This window comes from Agreia sp. (assembly GCF_964263775.1).
GTDB lineage: Bacteria > Actinomycetota > Actinomycetes > Actinomycetales > Microbacteriaceae > Agreia.
Genome location: NZ_CAXVWM010000012.1, coordinates 12159 through 25755, shown reverse-complemented (window position 1 = coordinate 25755; position 13597 = coordinate 12159). Strand labels below are relative to the sequence as shown.

Genomic DNA, 13597 nt, shown 5'->3' with positions numbered 1-13597 from the left:
TCACCGCCCCAGGCCGACGCGGTCGACCTTGCGGTGAAAGCGCATGCCTGCAACGCCGCCGAGAAGGGCGCCGGCCAAGCTGGCCAGCGCGAGAACCACGGCGGTGATGATGCCACCGGTGGTCAGGGCTCCCTCGTTGATCGGAACGCGAGGAAAGCTGTTGAGGTTCGCGAGCACGTTGAACTGGCTGCCTGCTATCGCGCCGATGATGGCCACGACGACGGCGATCACGATCGCCCACAGCCACACGGCGAGCCCCTGCTTCAGGCCGTCGAACCTGGCCATCCTGCCCGCGACGTAGCCGCCGGCGAAGTATGAGACCAGGAGCACGACGACCAGGGCGATGGCGCCGACGATGCCGATCGTCGTCGCGTCGCCCTCGTTCACCGAGGCCTGCCCGCCGTCGGTGGCCCCTAGGCCGATCGCCGCGCCCGTGGCGGCGACGAGGGCCGTGAGGATGACGGCGGTACCCGTGGCGGTCAGCCAGCCGAAGAACGCTGATCCGAATTTGATGCCGCCGAACTCTTCTCGCTCGCGGCCGATCACTTCTTCTCGGAGCGTGCTTCGTTCTTCGAGCGGAACCGAACCCTGAGGGCCCGACCCCTGCTCGTGGGCCTCACGCCTGTCGCGGCGGTCGCCTTCGAAATCAGTCATCGTCGTACTCCTGTCTCAGTTGTGTTCTCAGACCCGGGGCGTGGTGCCGGTCTGATCGCCATCGAGTTCGATGCGCTCCTTGCGCACGTCACCCGAGACGGTCTCCTGCTCGGTCACCGTCGTCGTGTCGAGGTGCACTCGTTCGACGGGCACGGCCTCGGTCTCGGTCACGACTCGGTCGCCGGTCAGCACGACCTCGTGGTCTTCTTCGCTGATGTCGGGACCATCGAACGCGTCGCCGGCGTTGCGCTCTGTAATGGGCTCTGAAACGACGCGAACCTCTTCGTGGCTGACAGGAACCGTGACGGTCTCCTGCTCGGTGACGACGTACTTGTGCAGGCGTGCACGTCCGGTCTCCACACGCTCTGTGCCGACCTCGAGGTGCTCCTCAGACCGAGTCATCGCATCGTCGGTCGTGGGACCAGACGTGTCGTACCCGACGGTGCCGTCGGTCGCCGTGCTGCCGCCGGCGTTCTCGGTCGAGCCGAAGCCGTAGTAGTTGTAGAGCGCATCGGTGTCGTGATCGTCGAGGGCTCCGCCGGCGTCGACGCGGGGTGCGTCCTTGACGAAAGCCTTGGCATAGCCGACGCGCACGTCGTCTCCCTCGTAGGATGCGTCGGTGGCGGGAACGAACGACTCGCCCGTTCCGAAGAGTCCGGTCTTCACGGTCAGCCACGCGGCGGCGCCGGTCGACGGGTCGATGTACACCTGGCCGACGGATCCGATCTTGTCGCCGTCGTTGTCGAGCACGGTGGCACCCGTCAGAGTGTCGAGCCTGCTGCTGTCGATCATTACAATCTCCCTCATCTTGTCGAGATGCGCGTCAATAACGAGCACTATTCATGAGTACGCCAATCGCGGCGACCTCACATGTGGGTCGACAACATCGCCCGCCTGGGCTATAACCCTCCGTGCCCCCTTCGGGGGTCAAGTGTGGAAAAGGACAAGGCGGGTCACTGCAGACTCGCTACGCCGCGAGCCCGCGCAGCGCGCGCAGGTGCACCGAGGCCCATGAACGGAACGGCTTCCACGCTTCGGTGATCTCATCGACCGGACGATTGGGGCCGTAGCGCTTCACAATCTCATCGTTCAACCGACGTTCGTTGCGGGGCAGCACATCGGCGAAGTTCGCCCCGCGGATCACCACGAGCTCGGCCGCGAACGGCCCGAGCCCCAGGATGCTCTGCACCCGGTCGAGCGCGTCGGCCGGCTGCAATGAGCGCAGGTATGACCCCGAGAGGTGCCCATCGAGGGCCGCCTCGGCGACCGCGCGCAGGTACTCGGCCTTGCGCCCCGGCAGGTCGAGCGACGCACCGAGCAGAGCCTCGGGCGACGGGAACGCGCCGTCGTCGCCGAGCTGCTGCGTGAGCCTCGTCTTGGTGGCCGCGGCCTGCCGCATCTGCACCCGCTGCGACAGCACCGACCACGCGGCCGCCTCGTAGGGTGAGAAGAACCCGCACGGCCGAAACCCGGGAAGCCGTCGTTGCGCATCCGCGATCACCGCGTCGCGAGCCGCCACATCCGGCCATTCGCGCCCGTCGATATCGATCGAGAGCAGCCGCCGCACCTGCTCGGTGGCTGCCTCGAGGTCGCCCGGGCCGTCGACCACGATGCGGGCCGACGTGCCCTCCTGGGTGACCACAGCATCCACTCGCTGCCAATCGGTGTCGCAGACAAAGAGAGTTCGGATGCCCTCTGTCTGCGTCTGAGGAGCGAGTTCGCCGGGTGTGAAGCCCTCCCAGAATCGCTTGCTGGTCTCAAGCGACCAGGGCCCGATGACCTCGTGCATCGTCTCGAGTCGGCTCATGGATCAGGCCTTGTCGTGCAGGGTGATGGCGTAGCCGTCGGGGTCGGCGAAGGTGAAGGTGCGACCGAACGGGCCGTCGACGGGCGCAGACGTGATCGTGAATCCGTCGGCCACCAGGGTGTCGTGAATCTCCTGCGCGTCTGGTGCGTGCATCCACACGCCGATGCCGAGGCCGAGCTGGGCGCCCGAGTTCAGGTCGACGCCGGGCGCGGCGTCGCGAACGGCGAAGGCGGCGGGCGTCGTGCCGAAGACGATGGCGTGGGGCGGGCCGGGCTGGCGGGTGATGCCGAGGTACTTTTCGTAGAACGCAGCGGATGCGTCGAGGTCGCGAACCTGAAGTGAGATGAAGCCGGGGCCGGATGCGGTCATGATGTTCTCCTTGTCGATGTCAGTTTGTTGACAACTCAAGTATGTCAGAATATTGACATGAGTCAAGGCAATGCGGGAATCGAATTGGAGACGTCGTTGGGGTACCTGATGAAAGAAGTCTCCAGCGCGCTGCGCACGGCGATGGAGTCGGTGCTGCGCCCGCTGGGCATGAGCGTCACGCACTACTCCTGCCTCGAGCTGCTCGCTCAGCGGCCCGGGCTGTCGAACTCCGAGCTCGCCCGCGGAACCTTCGTGACCCGGCAGGCGATGAACGTGCTGCTGCAGGCGCTCGAGGCAGACGGGCTCGTGACGCGTTCGGAGCAGCCCGCCTCGGGGCGCGCACTGCCGACGAAGCTGACTGCCGCGGGACGCGCCCAGCTCGCCACGGCAACCGCCGCCGTCAAGGCGGTCGAAGACCGCATGAAGTCGGGCCTCGATCCGGCCGAGCAGGATGCGTTGCGCGCGATGCTGTCGACGTGCGCGGCGTCGCTTCGCGCGCACTGAGGCGTCCGCTGACTACGGACAGGCCGCACGGTCAGGCAACGTTCGATACGATGCTGAGGCACGCGCAGCGGAGCGCGATAGCGTGGCCAGCGCCGATCGACACGGTCGGCGCCTGCGCCTCTCACGCCGATAAAGAAATTGACAGCACATGACCGCATCGACCATCGACCCTCGAATCGCGCGCTCCTGGCTGCTCGTCTCGGGCATCCGCTCTGAAGATTTCGACCCGGCCGCCCGGTCGCGCGCCGACCAGATCATCCTCGACATCGAAGACGCTGTCGACCCGAAACTGAAGGCGGATGCGCGCGGTTCGGTCATCGACTGGCTCACCGGCGGCGGCGCGGGCTGGGTGCGCATCAACGACCGCACCACCGAGTTCTGGTCTGACGACGTCGACGGCCTCAAAGGTGTTCCCGGGCTCTCGGGCGTGATGCTCGCGAAGACGGAATCGGCGGAGCAGGTGACCGAGACGTTCGACCGCCTCGGCGGCACCGTGCCGATTCTCGCCCTCGTCGAGTCGGCCCTCGGCATCGAGGAGTCGCCGTCGATCGCGCGTGCCCGTGGAGCGTTCCGACTCGGCTTCGGCAGCGGCGACTACCGCCGCGACACGGGCACGAGCGCCGACGACCTCGCCATGGCGTATCCGCGCTCGCGTCTCGTCGTGGCCAGCCGTATCGGCGACCTGCCCGGCCCCATCGACGGGCCGACGGTCGGCAGCAACCACCCGGTGCTGCGCCAGAAGTCGGAGCACGCCGTGGCCCTGGGCCTCACGGGCAAGCTGTGCCTCGATATCGACCAGCTCGCGGTGATCAACGAGACGATCAGCCCCACAGTCTCGGATGCCACGTGGGCGCGCGACTTTCTCGACGACTTCGAGGCGCGTGGCCGAGTCATCCGCGACGGCAGCGACCTGCCGAGGCTCGGCCGTGCCGAGAAGATCGACCGCCTGGCGAAGGCGTTCGGCATCCTGCCCATTCACCGGGGCTGACCCTGGCAGGGCGCCGCGCGCATCCATTCGTGCCGAAACGTGCGGTGTCTCGGTGAGATGACGCAGCTGGCGACCTGGAGGAATTCCAGGTCGCCAGCTGCGTCATGTCAGTTGTCGGAGTGTGCGTCTATCCGCGGGGGGGACCCGAGGTCAGTGTGCTCGGCGACGACTCCGCAGTACCAGAAGCGCGGCTCCCAATGCGGCGAGAACTCCGCCTGCGAGCAGGCCGCCCCAGGCCGGGAACCCTGTCGTCGCCAGGACGTTCGTCGGCAGCGTCAGGCTGTTCGACCCGGAGGTTCCCGAGCCGGCCGAACCTGAGCCGCCAGTCCCTGAGCCGCCAGACCCTGAGCCGCCCGGCCCGCCGGTTGCCTCATCGGCCACGAGTACGAGCTCGTGCTCGCCGGCGGCGAAGTCCGCGGGAACCGTTGCCAGCGCCGCGATGACGCCGAGCTCGTCTGCCGCGACGGTGCCGAGCACAGCCACCGCCGAGTGCAGCTCGATGCGCACCGACTGGCCTGCCCGGAAGCCGCTCGCCTCGATGAGCAGACGCGATCCGGGTTCTACGGTCAGCGCAGAGGGCGCCGCCGCCCGTGTGAGCTTCACGACCGAGCCCACATTGCCGGCGACATCGACCGCCCGAAGGCTGAGCGAGGTCGGCAGTGGCTCCGTGGCGACCAGTGCGTGCAGGCCGTCGACCCACGTAGTGCCGTCGAGCGAATACTGCACTCGCGCTATTCCGGATGCGGTGACCGCAGCCGACCCGGCCGGATCAGAACCGACGACGGCCACGCGGCCGGTCTTCGTGAGCCAACCCCACACATCCGGCGCCGTGGCGTCGACCTGCGCGGTGACCGACTGCGTCGCGCTCACGTTGCCCGAGACATCCGTCGCCCGGAACTGCACGACGTTCACACCCTCGGGCAGCTCGACCGGCGAGGTGTACGTGCTCCACGCGTCGTCGCCGAGACGGTATTCGACCAGGACCTTTCCGTCTTGATCGTCTTCGGCGGCGAGTGACAGCGCCGCGCCTTCCAGGTTCCAACCGTTCAGCCCGGCGTTCGAGATCGTCGCGGCGACCGTCGGAGCGGTCACATCGGCAACCTCGATCGTCACGGTGAGCGAGGTGCTCTTCTCGACGTTGCCGGCAACGTCGGTCGAGCGGTACTCGACCGTCGAGGTGCCGGCCGTGCTGAGCACGACAGACGCGCCGGATGCCCAGGCGCCGCCGTTCACTCGGAACTCGGTCGACGCGACCCCGGAGGTCTTGTCGGTGGCCGCGAAGCTCACTGTGCCCGGCCCGGTCGAGACGGGCCCGCCCTGCGAGCCGGCCGGAGCATCCTCGAAGGTGTCGCCGAGTTTCGCTGTCGTGGTCGGAGCAACCGTGTCGATCTTCACAGGCAGCGATTGTTCGTCACTGACGTTGCCGGCCACGTCTCGTGCCTGGAACGACACCGTATGCGATCCCTCGTCGTCGATGCTGACCTCCGCCGAGTACGGCGCGAGTTCATCGCCGTCGACGCCGTACGAGATCTCGACGTCGGTTGCGGGGGAGCGGTCGTCTTGCGCCTGCAACGAAACCGTGACGGGAGCCGTGGTGAACCAGCCTGTCGCCCGGTTGGGCGTCGAGGGAGTCGTGTGTCCGACCACCACGGGGGCGGTCGTGTCGGCCGCCACGGGCAGGCTCCACACGTCGGCGATAGACGGGTCGTAGAAGGTGTGATCGTTGAGATTCTCGAACTTCACGCGCACCGTGTCACCGGCTGCGAACGACGCGTCGACGAGAATCTCATACGTCTCCGTGCCCAGTCCGCCGGTGTGGCTGAACAGCCTGGTCGTCACCTCTGTGCCGTCGACGTAGATCTTGTACTTCTTCGTCTGCGGCCTGTCGTAGGTCTCGATCGAGCGCAGCACGAACGGCTGGCCCTTGGTGACCTTCAGATCGAACTCGAAGTACGAGAAGTCGGTCAGGTGCCCGGCGTAGCGACGGGTCACCCCGGCCTCGGTGTTCGCGCCCGACGAGCTGGATGCCGTGAGGCGGTGCGCCTGCTCGTCGGCCGTGTTGCCGAGGTCGATATGGTCGAGCTGGCCGGCCGCATCGGGCAACGGGGCGAGTGCGACGGTGAGAGGCACGGATGCCGACGCGAACGCCGTTCCGGCATCGACGAACGACACGTCGAGTGCCACAGACGTGGATGCCTGGGGCAGCCCGAACGGAACCGAGACGGGCACACGCAGGGTCACGTCGCCCCCGGCCGGAACGATCGTGTCGGCGGTGTCGAGCGGAGCGGTCCAGCCGGCCGGGACGCCGACCTGGAGGTGACCGACGGCGGCCTGCCCGCCCGAGTTGTGCACGACGGCGACCACCGTCGCCGTCTCACCGGGTGCCACGGTCGTGGGATCGACCGTCGCACTCGAGAACTGAACCGGTGAATCGACGACGATTTTCGTGTCGACCAGGAGCCCGATCGTGGCGCCGTCGAACGCGTAGCTGAGTTGCACGGTGGCCGGAACCGAGCCCGGCACCTGCTCGAGCGGAACGGTGAAGGCAAGTTCACCGGATGCCGTCGCCTCCGCGGGGAGAGCGCCGGCAACGGTCGTCGGCGACGAGGCCGTCGCCCATGCGGCATCGAGCCCGCCGAGCGAGGCCGTGACGGCGCCCAGATCGGCGGATCCGGCGTTCGTCACCGTCGCTGCGATTGCGCCGACCTCGCCCGGCTTGAACGCGGGGCGCACGCCGGTGGCGGTTGCCGAGACGCCGAGGAGCGCGGAGACGGTCGAGTCGATCGACGCGCGCACGGCTGCTGCTGAAGCTGCCAGCGCGGTCTGCGTGTCACCTGCGGAAAGCGATGCGATCCAGGTGTCGACGGTGCCGAGGTCAGCAAGTGCGGCGGCCACGGCTTTCGCCCCGGCCGTGGCATCACCGGACTGAACCGTGCCCAGTGCCGAGACGACCTTCGCCCGCAACGCGGCGATGGCGGAGGAGCCGGCCGTGTGCTGCTCGTCGGTGAGGTCGCCCGCGGTGTGGGCAGCGTCGACGGCCGAGGCGAGTTCGTCGACCCGGTCGAGGATCGCGCCTACCGCCTCTGCCTCATCGTCGACGACGAACGAGTAGTCGCCCGAGCCGACGGTGACGAGAACTTCGCCGTTGGCGACGGCGACCGAGTGCACGCCCTCGACCTCGTCGAGCGCGAGCCCGCCCTCGGTCGCAGCCCAGCGGCTGGCGGTCGGCAGGTGCACGACGGCACTCGAGCCGACGGGTACATGGGTCGCGAGCGTGAGCTGCGAGCCCGAACGTCTCCAGTCGGTGCTCACCGGGCCGAAAGGGGTCTGCGTTGTGCCCTTTGCCCACTCGAGCTGATCGGTGACGGCTGGGTCGATGGTGATGTTCCGGTAGCCGGTCGTCTCAGAACTCTTGATGCCCGCCACGTCGTGGTAGAACCAGTCGTCGACGGTGCCGAGAAAGTAGTGTCCGCGACTGCGGGCATCCAGCGACCAGTGCTCCCACATGGTGGTCGCACCGTTCTCGATCATGTAGCCCCAGCTCGGGTACTCCGTTCCCACGGCAACGGCGTAGGCGAGGTCGGCATGCCCGTATTTCGTCAGCATGGGCAGCAGGTACTTCGATCCGAGTGAGCCGGTGTTGAGCTTGTTGCCTTTCGCCACCACGTCGGCCGCGAGGCTGTCGGCGATGCGCTGAGCCATTGCGTCGTCGGGCGCAAGGCCGAATGCGAGGGCCAGCGCGTTGTGGGTCTGCCGGTATCCGGCGTCACCCGAGCCTCGGTAGTAGCCCGAAGCCGAGTCGAGGAACGCCCGGTTGAAGCCCTCTTTCACGACCGCGGCATTGGCGTCGAATTTGGCGGCGTCGCCCGGCTTGCCGAGCAGCGTCGCCGTTTTCGACATCGAGGTGAGCATCGTGTAGAGGTAAGCCGTTCCGCTGACTCGCGAGTCTTCGGGGGCGTTGCCGCCGGCGGGGCTCGCTTCGGGGCTTACCCAGTCGCCGAGCCTGTTCTCGGCCACGACTCCGCCGGGCGAGCGGCTGAACTCGAGATCGACGTAGCTCGCCATGCTGTCGTAGTACTTCGCGAGAACCTGCTCGTCTCCGCCGTACTGGTAGAGCCACCAGGGAATGAGGACGAAGGCCGAGTGCCACGGCTGCGCGGGGCCCCACTGGCCCCACTGGCCGGAGCTCGGGGCGATGACCAGCGGCGCGCCGTTGGCGTCGCGAGAATCGTTGATGTCGCCGATCCACTTCTCGAAGAGGTTTTGAGTGTCGAGGTTCATCAGGAACATCTCGGCGCCCACGGCCGCGTCGCCGGTCCACCCGTTCTTCTCGAACATCGGGGTGTCGGTCGGTATGGAGTGGATGTTGTTGAGCAGGGTGTCGACCACCGCCCGGTGGGTCTCGTTCATGATGCGGTTGGAGCTCTCGAACGAGCCGGTCTCGGGAGCATCGGTGTGCAGCACCTCGGCGGTGAACGCCGTCAGGGGCGGCGCGTCGGAGCCCGGCCATCCGGTCACCTCGATGTACTGAAAGCCCTTGTACGAGAATTTGCCGCCCCAGGTCTCGGGCGATCCGGTGCCGGCCAGAATGAAGCGGTCGGTCTGGAAGCCGTTGGCAAATCCGCCGTTGTTGGAGAAGTTGACCCGGCCGTCGGCCGTGAGCTTCTCGCCATATTGCGCGCGGATCGTGGTGCCCGCTGATCCCTGCGCCGTGAACTTGACCGTTCCGGCGATCACACGCGAGAACATCACGCGCCACACCCCGTCGGCGACCTTGGTCACCTCGGTCGCGGGCAGCTCTTCGGTGACTCGGATGGGCTGCTGCTGCTGGTTGATCAGCTTGCCCTTCGGCCCCGCGGCCTCGCTGGCCGAACCCCAGTCGCCGGCGTCGAAGCCGACGGTGTCGAAGCCGGGCTGGGTCTTGGCCGCGTCATACGTCTCACCGCCATAGAGGTCGTCGAGCACGGTGGGGCCGTCGTGAATGCTCCAGTCGTTGCTGGTGACGACGTCTTTGGATGTGCCGTCTGTGTATTGGATGCGCAGGAGCGCGCGTGCGACCGGTTCGTCGTGGAATGGCGGGCTCTGCCAGTTCCACACGTTCGGATTGGTCATGCCGTAGAAGCCGCGCCCGAGTTCGAGACCGAGGGCGTTGTCGCCCGACTTCACCTGCGTCGTCAGGTCGGTGACCGTGTACTGCGCGTGGTCGTCGTAGTCGGTGAACCCGGGGGAGAGGATCTCATCGTTGATGGGCGAGCCGTTGAGGCTCACGTTGGCGTAGCCGCCGGCCGCGACGTAGATCTTGGCTGAGGCCACCGTCTTCGCGCCGTCGACCGAGAATTCTGTGCGCAAAAGCGGAGCGGCCGCTACCGTGCCGGTCGGCGGTCGCACGCCGGAGCCCCAGGGGCCGGTGCCGTAGACCGCCTGAACGGCGGCGCCTGGCCAGGCGGAATCGTCGAACGCGCGGGCCTCGAAGCCCGCCGGGATGGTCTTCACGGCCTTCCACGTCGCATCCGATGTGATCAACGATGTGCTGCCGTCGGTGTACGTGATGCGCGCCTTGACCAGAAGGCCGGCGGGGGAGTTGGGGCCATTGGTGGTGCGAACGGCGATGACGTTGCCCGAGCCCTGCAGGCTCGCGGTGAAGGACTTCGCGCCCTGCCACTCGTTCTCGGCTCCGGCGGTCTGGCCGAGGAGGGTTCCGTTGACCCAGAGCGTGTACGAGTCGTCGGCAGTGATGACGATTTCGGCCGACCTGGCGGTCTTGCCGGCGGCATTCTCCAGCGTCTTGCGAAAGGCGCGAGGTTCGGCGGGAGCGTAGGGAGCCCCGGCCTCGGGGGTCCAGATCCAGCTCGCGTCCGAGAAGTCGAGCTTGTTCTCGCTGGAAGGACGGGGATTGCCTATCCAGGCGCTGCCCGCCCAGTCGTCGTCGTCGAAGAGACCCGTGCCGAACGTCGAGATCGCGGTGGAGGAGCCTGCGCTCGTGACGACATCGACCTGCCAGAAGTACTGGGTTGCGGGGTCGAGGGGCTTTCCCCCGTACTCGATCGCCGAGGAGGCATTCGAGACAACGACGCCGGAATCCCACATGGTGCCGGTATCGGTGGCGGCCGAGGCGGATACCCGGATTCGATACGACGTCTGCGTCACGTCGCGGGCGGCCGAACTGGTGATCCACGAGAAGCGCGGAGCGGGAACGTCGATGCCGAGCGGCTCGCTGCGGTTCTCGACCTCGAGGGTGCCGACAGAAATGCCGCCCGCTGCGAGTGCGGTTGCACCGTGCGCGTCGCCCGCGGTCGGGATCGCGGCTGCGGGAAGAGCCGCGCCCGTCAGGATGAGCCCGAGCGAGAGAACTGCCGCCACGATGCTGCCGCCTGTGCGGCGGATGCGAAGCGGGGCAGCTGCGGATGTCGCCGCCTGCCTTAGGCGGGCACGGACGGTTTCACGCGTGAAGATGCGCGATTCGGGTGGGGTCATGGCTCGATGGCTCCTGCGTCTCGTCATTGAGGTGGCCGTTGTGAATCGTTTCAGTGACGGCCGAATTGGGCAACCATAACATATGGGTCAGGCGGTCGATTCGATTTCTTGCGACGGCGTAGAGCCGAGGGGCTGTCATTTGACGGCCCCTCGGCTGCAGAGGTTGAGGAATCAGCCAGCGGTCGGAGTCGCGTTTTCATCGACGTCGATTCCGGCGATGAACTCGCTCGCTTCGGCGTCGGTCCAGTTGAGCTCGGCAGGAAGTTGCACGGAAAGATACCTGCCGTCGCTCTGAGGAACGAATACCCCCACGACTCCCGACGGGGTGTCCGCCTCGCCGAGCATGTCGTAGGCGCGCGCGGCGGTGCCGCCGATGGTCAGATCGCGTGAGTCGAGCGTGGGAAGGAACTCCTCGGCAACGACGCTGATATCGATCCGTCCTTCGAGACCCACGACGCCACTGCTCGGATCGAAGGTGCGCGGATCGCTCTCGGGTGAGAGAACAAGGGAGCTGTTGTCGGAGACGAACAGGTGCCAGCCCTCGGGTACCTCGTCGAGCGTGAAACCTGCTGGCTGGGCGCCGGCGTAGTCGACGAGTTCCACGGCCGAGGCGGGTGTGCCGCTGCCGACGAAGGGCAGGCTGAGGGCCAGCGCCGCCGCGACTGCCAGGCCACCGAACCCGCCAGCGCCGAGCCGCCTGCGCCGTGCGCGCTGAGCCTGCTGGGCCCTGACCATGTCGTTGTCGATCACTGCGGGCGAGGAGTCGCCGATGTTCGCGGTGGCCCGGTTCATGAGTGTGCTGAGGTCGGTCATAGGATGCTCCTGTTAAAGGTCACGGTTGTGTAGGGGACTGCGAGTGCGGCCTCGGGAGGCGCACCCAGCTTGATTCTGGTAACGGCGGCCGAGACGTGGCCTTCGGGGTCGATCTCGCGCAGGGTGGCGCCAAGAGTGACGCGGAGTTTGGTCATCGCGCGGGCAGTCTGGCTCTTCACGGTGCCCTGCGTGCACCGCATCGCTCGCGCAGTCTCCGCGACCGAGAGGTCGTGGAAGTAGCGCAAGACGACCATCGACCGCATGCCGGCGGGGAGCTCGCGAAGCGCCGAATAGAGCAGCTCCGCAGTGTCGCGATCCGGAGCTGGGGCGGCGCGCTCGGGAAGCTCTGCGCGAAGGTCTTCGACCTTGCGCCGAGTGGCGCGCATCTCGTCGGTGAAGGCATTCACCAACACTCGACGTGCATAGGCGGGTTGCTGTTCGGTGCGTCGGAACCTATCCCACGAGAGGTAGATTTTTGTGAGTGTCACCTGCACGACATCTTCGGCAATGTGCCGATCTCCAGCGGAAAGGAGCGTTGCGGTGCGCAGGAGATTCGGCCGATTCTCGGTGGCCCACTGACGAAATTGCTCGTCAGCCGCCCTCATGTTCGTTTCCATATCTTCATACTCATTAGACGCCTCGAGTGGACCAAAAGGTTGCATGCGCGGCATTCCCGCTCAAACCGCAACCTCCTCGTTGTCGGGCGCCCAGTGCCGGGCGACGGAGCGGGTGTTGCTCTGGCTCTCGTCGCCCGGCTGGTGTTGGCTAGTCGGCGAGACCGAGGAACCCGGTTGGCGCGGCGCCGATGAGCGCCGTGGCGCGGGCGATCTTGTCGTCGTGCATGTATTTGTCGAGGACGGCCTCACCCTGCGCCTGTGTGTGCCAGAAGGTGATCACGGCGACGTGGGCGGGGTTGGACACGTCGCGGATGACGTCGTGTCGCTCGTAGCCCTCGGTCAAGGTCATGTCGTGGCCGACGGCGGTGGCGAGTTCTCCGCCCTCGGTGGCGTTTTCGGCGGTGAATGGAAAGTCGAACACTGATGCTGCGCTCATGGCGCACCCCTTTCGGTTGTGGGACGGCGCCCCACTTGTCTAAGAACGTACTAGTATGGTCGTACTAGAGCAAGAGCGGTATTGACGAGGCCGCATGAACGAGGAGTTCGAAGATGGCAGCGGGTACGAGGCAGCGGATGGTGGAGGCGGCAGCCGTGCTGTTGCGCGACGGAGGAATGGAGGCCGCCAATTTCTCCGACGTCCTCGACCTCAGTGGCGCGGCTCGGGGTGCGATCTACCACCACTTTCCTCAGGGCAAGAGCGAGATGATTCACGCGGCCGTGACGTGGACGGGTGAGCGTGTACGAGCCAATCTCGACGCGCTGCCCGGTGATGACGCGTCACAGGTCGTGACCGCATTCCTCGAGGCAATCCGACCGGTCGTCGGTGAGGCCTCGACGGGGTCCTCTTGCGCGGTCGCCGCCGTTGTACTCCAAGCGGGGCAGCGCGACGCCTCTCTCACTGCGAACGCCCACACGGCGTTGCAGTCCTGGATCGATGCGCTCGACGTGCGCCTCAGTACGGCAGGCGCAGCTCCGCCGGTCGCGAGGCAGATCGCGGTGCTGCTGATCACATTCCTCGAAGGCACCCAGGTGCTCTGTCGAGCCGCTGGCGACCTGGCGGCCTTCGACGAGGCAAGCGCCGCCATTTTTGCACTGATAAACACCCGACTCCAAAACCGCCGACCTGCGGCGTGAGGACCCGACCCATAACAAGATCGCGCCGAAATCTTCGGCCTGACGAAAGAGAGAGAAATCATGCCCGCACGCACTGAACGAGGCACAGGCCGACCCGATCAGAAGATGTCGCGCTCCGACCAAGAGTGGAAACGTGCCCGTTTCGGCACCGGAACACCTGCCCGCCAGCAGGTGCAGGCGTCGTCCAACACTAAACGCCGACAGCGCGACCGAACGGCGAGCTCGGAGTAGCGCAAA

11 protein-coding genes are annotated in these 13597 nt (G+C 66.8%); 3 read left to right on the top strand and 8 right to left on the bottom strand.

The features are described 5' to 3' along the window. From ACE5CZ_RS01270 to ACE5CZ_RS01255, 4 genes are all read right to left on the bottom strand, one after another. Nucleotides 1-654, bottom strand: a complete 654-nt coding sequence (locus ACE5CZ_RS01270; RefSeq protein WP_374945544.1) for a hypothetical protein — start codon at nucleotides 652-654, stop codon at nucleotides 1-3. A 27-nt stretch (nucleotides 655-681) separates the two neighbouring features. Beyond that, nucleotides 682-1446 carry a DUF2382 domain-containing protein gene (locus ACE5CZ_RS01265; RefSeq protein WP_374945543.1) on the bottom strand — a complete coding sequence of 255 codons (765 nt, stop codon included), beginning with the start codon at nucleotides 1444-1446 and terminating at the stop codon, nucleotides 682-684. A gap of 175 nt (nucleotides 1447-1621) precedes the next feature. Beyond that, a complete protein-coding gene (locus ACE5CZ_RS01260; protein ID WP_374945542.1) occupies nucleotides 1622-2461 on the bottom strand; it encodes a DNA-3-methyladenine glycosylase family protein in 840 nt (279 codons plus the stop codon). Between the two features lie 3 nt (nucleotides 2462-2464). After that, nucleotides 2465-2830 carry a VOC family protein gene (locus tag ACE5CZ_RS01255; protein ID WP_374945541.1) on the bottom strand — a complete coding sequence of 122 codons (366 nt, stop codon included), beginning with the start codon at nucleotides 2828-2830 and terminating at the stop codon, nucleotides 2465-2467. Between the two features lie 57 nt (nucleotides 2831-2887). Here ACE5CZ_RS01255 and ACE5CZ_RS01250 point away from each other — a divergent pair, with 57 nt between their 5' ends. Both ACE5CZ_RS01250 and ACE5CZ_RS01245 read left to right on the top strand, forming a co-directional pair. After that, the gene (locus ACE5CZ_RS01250; protein ID WP_374945540.1) at nucleotides 2888-3334 is read left to right on the top strand and encodes a MarR family winged helix-turn-helix transcriptional regulator; all 447 of its coding nucleotides are present in this window, start codon (nucleotides 2888-2890) and stop codon (nucleotides 3332-3334) included. Nucleotides 3335-3482: 148 nt separating this feature from the next. After that, nucleotides 3483-4322 (top strand): HpcH/HpaI aldolase/citrate lyase family protein, encoded by an 840-nt coding sequence (locus ACE5CZ_RS01245; protein ID WP_374945539.1) that lies wholly within the window; start codon nucleotides 3483-3485, stop codon nucleotides 4320-4322. A gap of 150 nt (nucleotides 4323-4472) precedes the next feature. Here ACE5CZ_RS01245 and ACE5CZ_RS01240 read toward each other — a convergent pair whose 3' ends face one another. The 4 genes from ACE5CZ_RS01240 to ACE5CZ_RS01225 form a co-directional block, all read right to left on the bottom strand. Next, nucleotides 4473-10796, bottom strand: coding sequence for a family 78 glycoside hydrolase catalytic domain (locus ACE5CZ_RS01240; RefSeq protein ID WP_374945538.1), 6324 nt, complete (start codon nucleotides 10794-10796; stop codon nucleotides 4473-4475). A 171-nt stretch (nucleotides 10797-10967) separates the two neighbouring features. Then, nucleotides 10968-11609, bottom strand: coding sequence for a hypothetical protein (locus tag ACE5CZ_RS01235; protein ID WP_374945537.1), 642 nt, complete (start codon nucleotides 11607-11609; stop codon nucleotides 10968-10970). Next, nucleotides 11606-12214, bottom strand: a complete 609-nt coding sequence (locus ACE5CZ_RS01230) for a SigE family RNA polymerase sigma factor (protein ID WP_374945568.1) — start codon at nucleotides 12212-12214, stop codon at nucleotides 11606-11608. Before ACE5CZ_RS01230 ends, ACE5CZ_RS01235 begins: the two co-directional genes overlap by 4 nt. Nucleotides 12215-12374: 160 nt before the next feature. Further along, a complete protein-coding gene (locus ACE5CZ_RS01225; protein WP_374945536.1) occupies nucleotides 12375-12662 on the bottom strand; it encodes a hypothetical protein in 288 nt (95 codons plus the stop codon). A gap of 113 nt (nucleotides 12663-12775) precedes the next feature. On the opposite strand from ACE5CZ_RS01225, the gene ACE5CZ_RS01220 reads away from it, so the two are divergent. Next, complete coding sequence (locus ACE5CZ_RS01220) at nucleotides 12776-13360, top strand: TetR/AcrR family transcriptional regulator (protein ID WP_374945535.1); 585 nt, start codon at nucleotides 12776-12778, stop codon at nucleotides 13358-13360. Nucleotides 13361-13597: the final 237 nt, after the last annotated feature.

Bases quoted from the DNA above. Each gene is read 5' to 3' on its own strand.
- ACE5CZ_RS01230 (WP_374945568.1), bottom strand. From the start codon at position 12,214: ATGAGGGCGGCTGACGAGCAATTTCGTCAGTGGGCCACCGAGAATCGG.
- ACE5CZ_RS01270 (WP_374945544.1), bottom strand. From the start codon at position 654: ATGACTGATTTCGAAGGCGACCGCCGCGACAGGCGTGAGGCCCACGAG.
- ACE5CZ_RS01225 (WP_374945536.1), bottom strand. From the start codon at position 12,662: ATGAGCGCAGCATCAGTGTTCGACTTTCCATTCACCGCCGAAAACGCC.
- ACE5CZ_RS01260 (WP_374945542.1), bottom strand. From the start codon at position 2,461: ATGAGCCGACTCGAGACGATGCACGAGGTCATCGGGCCCTGGTCGCTT.
- ACE5CZ_RS01250 (WP_374945540.1), top strand. From the start codon at position 2,888: ATGAGTCAAGGCAATGCGGGAATCGAATTGGAGACGTCGTTGGGGTAC.
- ACE5CZ_RS01245 (WP_374945539.1), top strand. From the start codon at position 3,483: ATGACCGCATCGACCATCGACCCTCGAATCGCGCGCTCCTGGCTGCTC.
- ACE5CZ_RS01265 (WP_374945543.1), bottom strand. From the start codon at position 1,446: ATGATCGACAGCAGCAGGCTCGACACTCTGACGGGTGCCACCGTGCTC.
- ACE5CZ_RS01220 (WP_374945535.1), top strand. From the start codon at position 12,776: ATGGCAGCGGGTACGAGGCAGCGGATGGTGGAGGCGGCAGCCGTGCTG.
- ACE5CZ_RS01255 (WP_374945541.1), bottom strand. From the start codon at position 2,830: ATGACCGCATCCGGCCCCGGCTTCATCTCACTTCAGGTTCGCGACCTC.
- ACE5CZ_RS01235 (WP_374945537.1), bottom strand. From the start codon at position 11,609: ATGACCGACCTCAGCACACTCATGAACCGGGCCACCGCGAACATCGGC.
- ACE5CZ_RS01240 (WP_374945538.1), bottom strand. From the start codon at position 10,796: ATGACCCCACCCGAATCGCGCATCTTCACGCGTGAAACCGTCCGTGCC.